The following is a 13,187-nucleotide window of genomic DNA, read 5'->3' on the forward strand; positions in this document are numbered from 1 at the left end:
TGCCTCAGTCAGCGCCTTCCACCAACACCAGGTCCCGCTCGGACGCGCCCTTGGCATGGCTCAGCGCCTCCTGGTAGGTCGCGCTCTCGTAGCAGGCATTGGCCGCTTCCAGGCTCGGGAACCGCGCGACCACGTTGCGCGGATGGGCGCGGCCTTCCTTCTGGATGGCCTCGCCGCCCCGGGCGAGGAATTCTCCGCCATGCGCGGCAATCGCTTTCGTCGCCAGCGCAGCGTAGCGGCCATAGGCCTCCTCGTCGGTGACGGTCACATGGGCAATCCAATAGGCACAGGGCATCTCAGGCCTCCTTCAAAACGGTTTCCGCGGCCGCGATGGCCTCGTCCGAGGCGCCGGCATCCTTGCCGCCGCCCTGCGCGAAATCGGGCCGGCCGCCACCGCCCTTGCCGCCCAGCTTCTCGACGGCCGCGCGCACCAGGTCCACGGCCGAGACGCGCTCGACCAGATCACCCGTCACGCCCGCGGCCACGGCGGCCTTGCCACCGGTATCGGCGATCAGCAGGACCGCGCCGGACCCCATCCGGCTCTTGTGCTCGTCGATGATCCCGGCAAGGTCCTTGCCCGTCACCCCCGACAAGACCTGCGCGTGGAAGGCGATGCCGTTCACCTCGCGGGCCTGCGGCGCTTCGGAGGCGCCGCCACCGGCCATGGCCAGCTGTCGCCGCAGCTGCGCCACCTCGTTTTCCAGCTTGCGCCGCTCGTCCTTCAGGCTCTGGACCCGGTCCAGCACGTCGCCGGGCTGCACGTTCAACTCGGCGGCCAGCGCGCCCATGCGGCGGTCCTGTTCGCTCAGGTAGTCAAACGCCGCCTCGCCGGTCAGCGCCTCGATCCGGCGCACCCCGGCGCTGGAGGCCGAGTCGCCAAGCGCCACGAAAACGCCGATATCGCCGGTCTGGCGCACATGCGTGCCGCCACACAGTTCGATCGAATAGGTCTTGCCATCCGCGCCCTTTCCCGAGCCGTCCAGCGTGCCCATCGACACGACGCGCACCTCGTCGCCGTATTTCTCGCCAAAGAGCGCCTGAGCCCCGATCCCGCGGGCATCGTCGGGGGTCATGATGCGCGTCTCGACCGGCGCATTCTGGCGGATGAAGGCGTTCACCTCCTCCTCGACCTGTTCGATCTCTTCGGCGCTCAGCGCCTTGCCGTGGCTGAAATCGAAACGCAGCCGGTCCGGCGCGTTGAGCGATCCGCGCTGCGCAACGTGATCGCCAAGCGCGCGGCGCAGCGCCTCGTGCAACAGGTGCGTGGCCGAGTGGTTGGCCCGGATCGTCGAGCGGCGGGCGTGTTCCACCTCCAGCTCGGCGCCCTGCCCCGGCGCGATCTCGCCCTCCGCGACCTCGGCCATGTGCAGGAAGACGCCGGCCACCTTCTTGGTGTCGGTGATCTTTGCGCGGCCCGTCTCGGTCTTGAGCGTGCCGGTATCGCCGACCTGGCCCCCGGACTCGGCATAGAACGGCGTCTGGTTCACCACGATGGCGATCGTGTCGCCCTTCGCGGCCCGCTCGGTCTTTTCGCCATCCTTGACAAGCGCCAGAACCACGCCCTCGGCCTTCTCGGTGTCGTAGCCGAGGAATTCCGTCGCGCCGTGCTCTTCGGCGAGGTCGTACCAGATCGCAGCATCGGCCTGCTCGCCCGAGCCCGACCAGGCCGCGCGGGCCTTGGCCTTCTGCTCGGCCATGGCGGCGTCGAAGCCCTCGGTGTCGACCGTGCGGCCCTGTTCGCGCAGCGCGTCCTGCGTCAGGTCCAGCGGGAAGCCATAGGTGTCGTACAGCTTGAACGCCGCCTCGCCCGGCAGGGCCGCGCCCTCGGGCAGGTTTTCCAACTCTTCATCCAGCAGGCGCAAGCCGCGGTCGAGGGTCTGGCGGAAGCGTTCTTCCTCCAGCTTGAGCGTCTCGGTGATCAGCGCCTGCGCGCGGCCAAGCTCGGGATAGGCCTGCCCCATCTGGCTGACCAGCGCGGGCACAAGGCGATACATCAGCGGGTCCTGCGCGCCCAGCAGGTGCGCATGGCGCATCGCGCGGCGCATGATCCGGCGCAGCACGTAGCCGCGCCCGTCATTGGAGGGCATCACCCCGTCCGCGATCAGGAACGAGGTCGAGCGCAAATGGTCCGCGATCACGCGGTGATGCACGTTCTTCGGCCCGTCGGGATCGACGCTGGTGGCGTTTGCGCTCGCCTCGATCAGGCTGCGCATCAGGTCGGTGTCGTAATTGTCGTGCTTGCCCTGCAAGAGCGCGCCGATCCGTTCCAGCCCCATGCCGGTGTCGATCGACTGCATGTCGAGCGCGCGCATCGAGCCGTCCTCGAACTGCTCGTTCTGCATGAAAACGATGTTCCAGATCTCGATGAAGCGGTCGCCATCCTCTTCCGGGCTGCCCGGCGGGCCGCCCCAGATCTTGTCGCCATGGTCGAAGAAAATCTCGGTGCAGGGACCGCAGGGGCCGGTCGGCCCCATCTGCCAGAAATTGTCCGAGGTCGGGATGCGGATGATCCGTTCGTCCGGCAGGCCGGCGACCTTTTTCCAGATCTCGGCGGCCTCGTCATCGGTGTGGTAGACCGTGACCAGGAGCTTGTCGGCCGGAATGTCGAAATCCTTGGTCAGCAATTCCCACGCATAGGGGATCGCCTGCTCCTTGAAGTAATCCCCGAACGAGAAATTCCCTAGCATTTCGAAGAACGTGTGGTGCCGCGCCGTGTAGCCCACATTGTCGAGGTCATTGTGCTTGCCCCCGGCGCGCACGCATTTCTGGCTGGTGGCCGCGCGCTGGTAGTCGCGGTGTTCGACCCCGGTAAAGAGGTTCTTGAACTGCACCATCCCCGAGTTGGTGAACATCAAGGTCGGGTCGTTGCGCGGCACAAGCGGAGAGCTGTCGACGATCTCGTGGCCGTTGCGGCGGAAATAGTCGAGGAATGTGGAGCGGATATCGTTCAGGCTGGCCATGTCGGGCGGTCACTTCCGGGCAGGTTTCGGCACGTCCGGGCTGATGTAACCCCGCCCATGCGTGCTGTCCATGGGGCGGGTGGAGTGAAGCGAAAAGGGCGGCCCACCGGACCGCCCCTCGTTTAGTCGGATCGCGCGGCGGTCAGCCGTCGTCGACCATGTCCGGATCATCCTCGGCCATGTGAAAGTCGAGGCCATGGGCGGCGCGGATCTTGTCTTCGATCGCCAGCGCGACGTCCTTGTTTTCCTTGAGGAAGGTCTTGGCGTTCTCGCGGCCCTGGCCGATGCGCTCGTCGCCGTAAGAGAACCAGCTGCCCGATTTCTCGACCACGCCGGCCTTGACGCCAAGGTCCAGCAATTCGCCCATTTTCGAGATGCCTTCGCCATACATGATGTCGAATTCCACCTGCTTGAAGGGCGGTGCGACCTTGTTCTTGACGACCTTGACGCGGGTGGCGTTGCCCACGACCTCGTCACGGTCCTTGATCGAGCCGATGCGGCGGATGTCGAGGCGCACGGACGAGTAGAACTTGAGCGCGTTGCCGCCCGTCGTCGTTTCGGGGCTGCCGAACATGACGCCGATCTTCATCCGGATCTGGTTGATGAAGATCACCATGCAGTTCGAGCGCGCGATGGAGCCGGTCAGTTTGCGCATGGCCTGGCTCATCAGGCGGGCGTGCACGCCGACGCTGCTGTCGCCCATGTCGCCCTCGAGCTCGGATTTCGGGGTCAGGGCCGCGACCGAATCGACCACCACGAGGCTGACCGCGCCCGAGCGGACCAGCGTATCGGTAATCTCGAGCGCCTGTTCGCCGGTGTCGGGCTGCGAGATCAGCAACTCGTCCAGATCGACGCCCAGCTTCTTGGCGTATTGCGGGTCGAGCGCGTGTTCGGCGTCGACAAAGGCGCAAACGCCGCCCTTTTTCTGTTCCTCGGCCACGACATGCAGCGTCAGCGTCGTCTTGCCCGAGCTTTCGGGGCCGTAGATCTCGATGATCCGCCCCTTGGGCAGCCCGCCGATGCCGAGCGCGATGTCGAGCCCCAGCGAGCCGGTCGAGGTCGCCTCGATATCCGGCAAGGCGTTGTCGCCGCCCAGCTTCATGATCGAGCCCTTGCCGAACTGGCGTTCGATCTGGGCCAGCGCACTGTCGAGCGCCTTTTGCTTGTCGGCAGATTTGCGGTCGGTCATGTCGAGAAGGTTCGCCGTTGCCATTGGAGTTGACCCCTTATGTCATGCAGCCGCCGGGGCGGCAATGCGGTGCTCGTGTTCACCTCTTGTTCCGCAATGCAGTATCAAACAAAACGCGAACATTTCAAGTTGATTTTTCCTTGTGCCCAAGATGGCATGGAGGCGTTAAGAAAGGGTTAGCAGTGTGAAATTTTTCCCAAGGGGCTGGAAATGCTGATCTTCTGGAAGGCGCGGCTGGTTCTGATGGCGGTTCCCAAGACCGGGACGACGGCGCTGGAAGAGGCACTGTTGCCATTCGCCGACAGCGCCATCCTGAACCCGCCCGCGATGAAGCATTGCACGGTGCGGCGCTATCGCAACCAGCTGGCCCCGTTTTTCGAGCAGCGCCGGTCGCGCCCGATGGAGCTTGTGGCGGTGATGCGTGAGCCGATCGGCTGGCTGTCGAGCTGGTACCGGTACCGCGCGCGCGCGGCGATCGCGGGTCAGCCGGCCTCGACCGCCGGGATGAGCTTCGACGCGTTCGTGGAGGAGTGGCTAAGCGACGACCCGGGTGAACCCGCGCAGGTGGGGCGGCAGTCCCGCTTCCTCGACTATGAGCGCGGCGCGGTCGGGGTGCATCACCTGTTCCGCCATGACCGGATGGAGGATCTCGTGCGCTTCCTCGAAACCCGCCTGTCCGTCGATCTGGACCTGCCCGCGCGCAACGTCTCGCCCGAGGGCGACACCGGGCTAAGCCCCGAGATGGAGGCGCAACTGCGCCGTGACGCCCCGCAGGAATTCGCCCTCTGGGACGCGCTTTGCGACGGGAGCTTGCGCCTCGGCGGCTAGTGCAACTGCCGCCGGACGGTCTCGGTCAGTTCAGACAGGGTGAAGGGCTTGGGCAGGAAAACCGAGTTCGGAATGCCCCTCGACATCTCGTCGATCGCGTCCTCGGAATAGCCAGAGACGAAGACCACTTTCACGTCCGGGTGGGTGCCGAGCGCCTCGCGCACCCAGGACGGGCCGTCCTTGCCCGGCATCACGACATCGGTGACGAAAAGATCGATGGCCTGCTCCGTGCGGTCCAGCACCGACAGGGCATCCTCGGCGCTTGCGGCCTCGAGCACGGTGTAGCCGCGCAGCCGCAGCGCGCGGGAGGCGAAGGCACGCACCGGGGCCTCGTCCTCGACCAAAAGCACAACGCGCGCCCGGTCGTCTTCCCCGGACCCGTCGATGGGCGCGGCTGGTTGCAGGCTTTGGTCCTTGTCGGATTCATCGACCTTTGGCCTTGCCAGGTCGGGTGCGGCAGCGGGCGGCGCGGCCTCCGGCCTTGCCGCTTGCGGCTTTGCGGCAGCGGCCTGTTCCGCGATCAGCCGATCATTGATCTGCTGTCCGGACGACACGCCCCCTGCGCCCGTTGCGGCAGGGAGGACCCCATCGGTTTCGGGCAGGTCATGGGTCGGAATGTAGATCGTGAAGGTCGTGCCGGCATCGACCACGCTATCGACAAAGATATAGCCGCCGGTCTGCTTGATGATGCCATAGGCCATCGACAGGCCCAGGCCGGTCCCCTCTCCCACACCCTTGGTGGTGAAGAAGGGCTCGAAAATCCGGTTCAGCTTGTCGGGCGGGATGCCATGACCATGGTCGCGGACGCGGATGGTGACGTATTGGCCGACGGGCACCACGGCCTGGTCACGGTGCAGCGGTTCGGACAGGCGCACGACGCGGGTTTCGACACGCACCTCGCCGCCATCGGGCATGGCGTCGCGGGCATTGACGACGAGGTTCATGATGACCTGGTCCAGTTGCCGGCGATCGACCCGGATCGGCAGAAGGCCCGGATCGTGGCTGAGCGTCAGGGTGATCTTTTCGCCCACCAGGCGGTTCAGCAGATGGGTCAACTCCCCCATCGTATCGCGCAGGTCCAGCACCTCGGGTTCCAGCGTCTGCTTGCGCGAAAAGGCCAGCAACTGCCCCACGAGGCTGGCGGCGCGATTGGCGTTCTGGTTGATCTGCACCAGATCGCCATAGTCGGGATCGCCATGGTCATGGCGCAGCAGAAGCAGGTCGCAATAGCCTGTGATCGCGGTCAGCAGGTTGTTGAAATCATGGGCGATTCCACCCGCGAGCTCGCCGATGGCCTGCATCTTCTGGCTCTGGACGAATTGCTGTTCCAGCGTCTTGAGCTCGGTCGCGTCGTGCAGCACGGCCAGGAGCGACGGCCCGGTCGCATCCGTGATCCGCGACAGCGAGATCTGCAAGAAACATTCATCCTTGCGCTTGCGGGCGCGCACCACCTCGGGATGAGAGGCCACGCGTTGCGTCAGGTTGTCGGCCACCCAGTCGTTCACCGGGCGGCCCAGCCCTTCGACGAATTGCGACAGCATCCCTGTTTCCTCGGGCGCGACACCCAAAAGCTTCTGCGCCGGACGGTTCGAGGCCAGCACCTGCCCGTCCGCCCCGATATGGAGGAGCGCCACCGGAAGCGCCTCGAACGCGCGGGCCGCGACCGAGGCGGCCGGCGGTTCGGCCAGCCCGGGCACGGCATAGACCTCGCGCCGGCCATCGGGCGAGGTGACGATGATCGGGATGACCTCGATCATGCCATCGGCGGTCTTCATCTTGGTGCGCCGCCCCGCCACCAGCGGCAGGTCGGGGAACATGTCGCCCATCGCGGTGACGCGCCGGCCAAGCACATCGCGCATCGCGTCGTTCATGGACAGGATCGTGTCGTTCTGGCTGACGATCATCATCGGCAGGCTGATCGCCCCGCCCGGCCGCTGCCCGTGATCGGCAAGGTCGTCGATGCGCCACAACACACCGCCGCTCAGGCGCTGGGCCGTCAGCCGCACCGAACCGCGCGGTGTGACGATCGTTTCCGAGGTGGCGGGTCTGCGGGCCAGTGCCGATTCCTGCCGGAAAACCACGGTACCGGCACTGGGCAACAGGCCTGCAATCGCGCGCGACACGGGCTGGCCCGTCCGATCACCGAAGCGCCGGGTCGCGGCCTTGTTGCCTGCGAAAATCGCGCCGGTCGCATCGGTCACGAAGCTGGCCGCCGGGTCGTGGTCGCAAAACCGTAGCGCGGACAGCAGATCCCGCCGGCGCCGCGCGAAGCCGCGCAGATCGCGCAAGGCCAGCAACAGCGCGGCCGAGAACAGCCCCCCGGTCGCGGCAAGAAGACCGAACTGCGCAGGGTCCGACGGGGCCATCCATGCCGCGGCACCGCATAGAAGGCCAAGCACGAGGATCAGGACGGGGCGAAGCGGCCACCCCTGCCCCACCTCGGCGAACCGGTGGCCAAGCAGGTCGCGATCAACCTCAGCGGTCGCGTGATCTTCGCACAGCCCGTCGCTCAAGCTTTTCGTCCTCTCGTTTTCGCGGTCGACCATGCGCCAGTCCGCGCCGATGCGCCATTCGAGCGCGAAATCGTTAAACGAAACTTAAAATGCCGTAAATTTTCGGCGCGGGCGGAGGATTTTTTGCCGGATCGGGGCGGAAGTGTCGCCGGCTCACCCGTCGCGCGACAGGCTTGCGCAGAAAAAACCGTCCGAGGCGGTCAACGGCGTGTCGCGCCCCTGATGCTCCAGCCGCCAGCCGGGATGGCGGGCGAGGAACGCGTCGATCCTGTCCTCGTTCTCGACCCGCAACAGCGAACAGGTCATGTAGACGAGGCGCCCCTGCGCCCCCACCAGCCGCGCGGCGGCCTCGAGGATCGCGTCCTGCGTGGCACACAGCTTGTCGAGGCGCGCGGGCGTCAACCGCCATTTCGCCTCGGGGTCGCGCCGCCACGTGCCCGAGCCCGAACAGGGCACATCGCAGAGCACCGCATCGAACGGCGCGTGGTCCTCCAGCCCTGCCGTCGCAACCTGCCGGATCGACACGCCGGCGCGCGCGGCGCGCGGCCCCAGATCGGCCATGCGACCGGGGTTGGCGTCATGGGCGAATATTGCCGCGTCGGAGCGGTCTGCAAGGGCCAGCGCCTTGCCCCCGCCCCCGGCACAATAGTCGAGGATCCGGCCCTGCCCGGGCCAGTCCACGCGGTCGAGGGCGCGCTGAACGGAAAGGTCCTGCGGCTCGACCACCCCGTCGAGATAGGCGGCGGCGCGGCGCAGGGCGCGTTCGCCCTCGGTCGCCTCGAGCGCCGTGGCGCAGAGGGGCGTGGTGCGGGCCGTCACGCCATCGGCGGCCAGGGACGCGACGACCGCCTCGGGCGTGGCGCGCCGCAGGTTCACCCGCAGCCAAAGCGGGGCGCGATGTGCGAAACTGGCAAAAAGCGACTCGGGATCATCCACCTGGTCCGAGACCGGCGCGCGGAGCCAGTCGGGGATATCGCATTCGGGCGATGGAGCCTTCGACGGGGCCTCCGCCTCGGCTGCGGTCAGCGGGGCGGGGGCATGGCCGTCGCCGGTGAAAAGCTCGGCCGGATCGCGCCCTTGCAGGCGCAGCAGACCCAGCATCATGGCCCGACCATCCCGGCCACCGCCCATCTGCGCGCAGCTTTCGGCCCGGCGCAGCGCGTCATAGACATGGTCGCGCACCGCTGCGCGATCCTTGGACCCGGCATAGCGCGCGCCGCGTGCCCAACGGGTCAGCGCCTGCTCGACGGGGGTGCCGCCGCGCCAGTCATCCAGCACGGCGATCGCCGCGGAGATCCGCGCGCCTGGCGTCAATGCATCACCTTAAGGTCGAACCGCAAGACCTTCAGCTTCCACGGTAATTCGGGCTTTCCCGCGTGATCTGAACATCATGGACATGCGATTCCTTGAGGCCCGCGCCAGTGATCCGCACGAACCGGCAATTGCCGCGCATCTCGTCCACGGTAGCACAGCCGGTGTAGCCCATGGCCGCCCGCAAACCGCCGATCATCTGGTGGATGACGGCGCCCGCCGCGCCCTTGTAGGGCACCTGCCCCTCGATCCCTTCCGGCACCAGCTTGTCGCTGGCCGCATCCTTCTGGAAATAGCGATCGGCCGAGCCGCGCGCCATCGCCCCGAGGCTGCCCATGCCGCGATAGGATTTGAAGGAACGGCCCTGGTAAAGGATGACCTCGCCGGGCGATTCATCCGTGCCGGCGATCATGCTGCCCACCATGGCGCAATGGGCCCCCGCCGCGATGGCCTTGGCGAAATCGCCCGAGAACTTGATGCCGCCATCGGCGATGATCGGCGTATCGCTTTCGGCGGCGGCCCTGGCGCAATCCATGATCGCGGTGAGCTGCGGCACGCCCACGCCCGCCACGACCCGCGTGGTGCAGATGGAGCCGGGGCCGATCCCGACCTTCACCGCGTCCGCGCCCGCGTCGATCAGTGCACGCGTGGCGTCATAGGTGGCGACGTTCCCCGCGACGACCTGCACGGCGTTCGACAGGCTCTTGACCCGCTCGACCGCCTTGCCGACGCCCTCGGAATGGCCGTGCGCCGTGTCGATCACGATCAGGTCGCAGCCCGCGTCGATCAGGGCCTCGGACCGCGCGAAGCCCGCATCGCCCACGGTGGTGGCGGCAGCGACGCGCAGGCGGCCCAGCTCGTCCTTGCAGGCCTGCGGGTTCAGCACCGCCTGCTCGGTATCCTTGAGCGTCAGCAGGCCGGTCAGCTTGCCCGCCCCGTCCACGACCAGCAGCTTCTCGATCCGGCGCGCCTTCATCAGGCTTTTCGCCTCTTCCAGGTCCGCCGGTTCGCGCAGCATGGCAAGGTCGTTGGAGGTCATCATCACCTTGACCGGCGTGTCGTCCGAGGTGGCGAAGCGCATGTCGCGGTTGGTGACGATCCCGACCACGTGGCCCTTCTCGTCCACCACCGGGAACCCGGTGAAGTTGTAGCGTTCGATCAGCGCCTTGGCATCGGCCAGCGTCTGGTCGGGGCGCAGGGTGACGGGGTTGTAGACGACACCGGATTCGAAGCGTTTGACGCGGCGCACCTCGCGGGCCTGCGTCTCGACATCGAGGTTGCGGTGGATCACCCCCATGCCGCCCGCTTGCGCCATGGCGATCGCCATGCGGCTTTCGGTAACCGTGTCCATCGCCGAGGACAGGAGCGGGATGTTGAGCTTGATCGCCTTGGTCACGCGGGTGCGCGTATCGGCATCGGAAGGCAGGACAGAGCTTGCCCCCGGAACCAGCAGAACGTCATCGAAGGTCAGGGCCTCGCGAATCTCCATCGGGCGTCTCCTTGGAGGGTTCGTGTTGGCACGTCCCTATCTCATGTGGCGGACCCGAGGGAAAGGGCGAAATCTTGGTTGCGACGCTTGGGGGGCGAGGTCAGCGGTTACGCCATGCTGCGCATGTCGCCCGGTCGAAGCGCCACAAGGGGCATCGAGCCCCTTGCGGCGCTTGTGCCTCCGGCGGGCATTTTCAGGGGATAAAGATGGAAAGGGGCACCAAACGGACTAGCCCCGGAACCCAGTGGCAACGACGAATTTCTCGGAACTGTCCGACCGGCTGGCGGCGGGTTTGACATTGGCGACCTTGTCGAAGCGCTGCTTGAGCAGGGTTTGCAGCCCCCCTTCCGCGCCCCCGGCCAGGACCTTGGCAACGAAGGTGCCGCCCTCTTCCAGCACGTCGAAGGCCAGCTCGGCCGCCGCCTCGCAGAGCGCCACGATCCGCAGGTGGTCGGTCTGCTTGTGACCCGAGGCCGAGGCCGCCATGTCGCTCATCACGACATCGGCCTTGCCGCCAAGCCAGTCCTTGACCTTGTCATCCGCGCCCTCCTCCATGAAGTCGAGCACGTGCAGTTCCGCGCCGGGGATCGGTTCCACCTCCTTCAGGTCGAGGCCGATGATCCGGCCCACCGCCTTGCCCGGCTTCTCCCCAAGCGCGTTGATCCGCGGCACGGCCACCTGGCACCAGCCGCCCGGCGCACAGCCCAGGTCGACCACCCGCGCGCCGGGCACAAGGAAACGATACCTGTCGTCCAGTTCCTGGATCTTGAAGGCCGCCCGCCCGCGATAGCCCTCGCGCTTGGCACGCGCGACGTAAGGGTCGTTCAACTGCCGCTCCAGCCAGCGGGTCGAGGACAGCTTGCGCCCGCGCGCCGTCTTCACCTTCACCCGCAAATCGCGCTGCCCGCGCCCGCTCGTATTCTTCTTCGGCATACCGTTGCCCTTTCCCGCGACGCGCCCCGCCGGGCGCATCCCCAGTTCCAATCTTTATCCAATAAATATGCCCGCGCGGAGCGCGCAAGCGCCGGAAGGGGCTCGATGCCCCTTTCGGCGCTTCCCCGGGCGACGCCAAAGGCGGCGCAACCCCTCCGATGTCAGAACGGACCGTCCTCCAACACCCCATCGGCCGACATCTGCGCATAAAGCAGCCCCTCGCGCAGGCCACGGTCAGCCACGCTCAGCCGGTCAGTGGGCCAGGCCCGAAGCAGCGCCTGCAAGATCGCGGCGCCCGACATGATGAGCGTCTGCCGGTCGCGCCCGATGCGCGGGTCGCGGCGGCGGCCTTCGGGGCCAAGGGCGAGATACTGGTTGATCACCATGTCGATCTGGTCGGAGGTCATGCGCAGCCCGTCCACCTTGTTGCGGTCGTAGCGGCGCAGCCCGAGGTGGCTGGCGGCAACGGTCGTGACGGTCCCCGAGGTACCGATGATCTGGAACCCCTCGCGCGCCTGGTCGGCGGCATCGTCATAGGGCGAGAACTCGGCCAACTGCTCCTCGAAGAACCAGCTCATCAACGCAAACCGCGCGCCGTCATCGGCGACGTCGGAATACATGTCCTTCAGCGTCGCCACGCCAAGCGGGATCGAGATCCAGTCCACCACCTTGGCGCGGGGAAAGATCGTATCCTCATGATCGAACCCCTGGTGCAGGCGCATGATGGCGCGCGGGCGTTCCAGCTTGGGCACGCGGCTGAGGTCGATCCAGACCAGTTCGGTCGAACCACCGCCGATATCCACGACCAGCAGCTGCTCGGTCTTGGTCGAGACCAGCGGCGCGCAGGAAACCACGGCCAGCCGCGCCTCTTCCTCGGGTTCGATGATCTCCAGCGACAGGCCGGTGTCACGGCGCACGAGCTCGATGAACTCCCCCGCGTTGGTGGCGCGGCGGCAGGCCTCGGTCGCGACCAGCCGCATGCGCTCCACGCGATGTTTCGACAGTTTCTTCTGGCAGATCTTCAGCGCGCCCACGGCCCGCGCCATCGAGGCGCGGCCAAGCCGGCCCGAGGCTTCCAGCCCCTGCCCCAGTTGCACGCTCTTGGAAAAGCTGTCGACCACATGCAACTGGTTGCCCTTGGGCTGGGCGATCAGCATGCGGCAGGAATTGGTGCCGAGATCGAGCGCGGCATAAAGATCCGCCGGGTCCGGGCGGGGTGCGGGTGCAGGTCGACGTTCGACAGGCGGGGTCGCGGGCGGCACGACCGTCGCGACAGGTCTGGGGAACGGGCCGGCACCTCGGGATCGCTTGCGCGACATGGGGCGCCTCCGAAATTCAATGGTTGGGATGAATGTATCCACAAGACTGCCACGACACAACATGTCGCAGCCCCGAACGCGCAGCCAAAGTACCGAATCCCTTGAAATCATGCCGATTTGCGAGGCGTGCCGATATTTTCGGCAGTATCGAGAGACCTTGACGCCCGCACACCGCCAGCCGGGCGCAGGCCATCGACCCGCAGAAAAGCGTCAGCGTGGTCGTTCTCGCGCGGCGTCATGTCGAAATTGACACGGGGACGGCCTCGCATCGATCCTATGGTGGCGCGGAACAGCAGGACCGCCGCGCGCGAACAGGAGATCTGAATGCCGACCGTCACCCTTGTCTATTGGCGCGACATCCCCGCCCAGGTGATCGTGGGCAAGGGCCGCCGCGGGGCCAAAGCCCCCCTGCCCGAGCGGTTCGAGCAGGCCATCGACCGGGTTGCCATGAAGATCGGCGCGCGGGACGAAGACGCCTATCTGCGCGAATGGCACAAGGTCGAGATCGGCGAGGTCGAGGGCGACCCATCCGAGATCGCCACCCAGACCGCCGCGCGGCTGGACACAGAGTATGACGACGCGCGGCTCAAGCGCCTGATCGATGCCGAAGGGGTGGATGACACCACCCCGGCCACCTGACCGACC

10 protein-coding genes are annotated in these 13,187 nt (G+C 66.8%); 2 read left to right on the forward strand and 8 right to left on the reverse strand.

Annotated elements, in window-relative coordinates; genetic code table 11:
* Positions 1 to 4 precede the first annotated feature (4 nt).
* The 3 genes from KUV65_RS03420 to recA all read right to left on the reverse strand — a co-directional run bounded on the left by KUV65_RS03420 (position 5) and on the right by recA (position 4,173).
* A complete protein-coding gene (locus KUV65_RS03420; RefSeq protein WP_222187536.1) occupies positions 5 to 295 on the reverse strand; it encodes a DUF1330 domain-containing protein in 291 nt (96 codons plus the stop codon).
* A gap of 1 nt (position 296) precedes the next feature.
* Positions 297 to 2,960 (reverse strand): alanine--tRNA ligase, encoded by a 2,664-nt coding sequence (alaS, locus tag KUV65_RS03425; RefSeq protein ID WP_222187538.1) that lies wholly within the window; start codon positions 2,958 to 2,960, stop codon positions 297 to 299.
* 142 nt (positions 2,961 to 3,102) lie between these two features.
* On the reverse strand, positions 3,103 to 4,173 hold the full coding sequence (gene recA, locus KUV65_RS03430) for a recombinase RecA (RefSeq protein WP_222187540.1): 1,071 nt from the start codon (positions 4,171 to 4,173) through the stop codon (positions 3,103 to 3,105).
* 186 nt (positions 4,174 to 4,359) lie between these two features.
* Between recA and KUV65_RS03435 the strand changes: the two genes are divergently transcribed.
* Positions 4,360 to 4,977: a hypothetical protein gene (locus KUV65_RS03435; RefSeq protein WP_222187542.1), complete on the forward strand. Its 618-nt coding sequence runs from the start codon at positions 4,360 to 4,362 to the stop codon at positions 4,975 to 4,977.
* Here the strand turns inward: KUV65_RS03435 and KUV65_RS03440 are convergent.
* From KUV65_RS03440 to KUV65_RS03460, 5 genes are all read right to left on the reverse strand, one after another.
* Entirely contained in the window at positions 4,974 to 7,523 is a 2,550-nt protein-coding gene (locus KUV65_RS03440; protein WP_222187544.1) for an ATP-binding response regulator, read from the reverse strand. The genes KUV65_RS03435 and KUV65_RS03440 overlap by 4 nt on opposite strands.
* A 120-nt stretch (positions 7,524 to 7,643) precedes the next feature.
* Entirely contained in the window at positions 7,644 to 8,768 is a 1,125-nt protein-coding gene (locus tag KUV65_RS03445; RefSeq protein ID WP_222187546.1) for an RsmB/NOP family class I SAM-dependent RNA methyltransferase, read from the reverse strand.
* 67 nt (positions 8,769 to 8,835) lie between these two features.
* Complete coding sequence (gene guaB / locus KUV65_RS03450; protein WP_222187548.1) at positions 8,836 to 10,290, reverse strand: IMP dehydrogenase; 1,455 nt, start codon at positions 10,288 to 10,290, stop codon at positions 8,836 to 8,838.
* A gap of 228 nt (positions 10,291 to 10,518) precedes the next feature.
* The gene (locus KUV65_RS03455) at positions 10,519 to 11,223 is read right to left on the reverse strand and encodes an RlmE family RNA methyltransferase (protein ID WP_222187550.1); all 705 of its coding nucleotides are present in this window, start codon (positions 11,221 to 11,223) and stop codon (positions 10,519 to 10,521) included.
* Positions 11,224 to 11,384: 161 nt separating this feature from the next.
* Complete coding sequence (locus tag KUV65_RS03460) at positions 11,385 to 12,542, reverse strand: Ppx/GppA phosphatase family protein (RefSeq protein WP_222187551.1); 1,158 nt, start codon at positions 12,540 to 12,542, stop codon at positions 11,385 to 11,387.
* A 324-nt stretch (positions 12,543 to 12,866) separates the two neighbouring features.
* On the opposite strand from KUV65_RS03460, the gene KUV65_RS03465 reads away from it, so the two are divergent.
* A complete protein-coding gene (locus KUV65_RS03465; protein ID WP_222187553.1) occupies positions 12,867 to 13,181 on the forward strand; it encodes a virulence factor in 315 nt (104 codons plus the stop codon).
* Positions 13,182 to 13,187: the final 6 nt, after the last annotated feature.

This window comes from Maritalea mobilis, assembly GCF_019800885.1.
Classification (GTDB): domain Bacteria; phylum Pseudomonadota; class Alphaproteobacteria; order Rhodobacterales; family Rhodobacteraceae; genus Roseibacterium; species Roseibacterium beibuensis.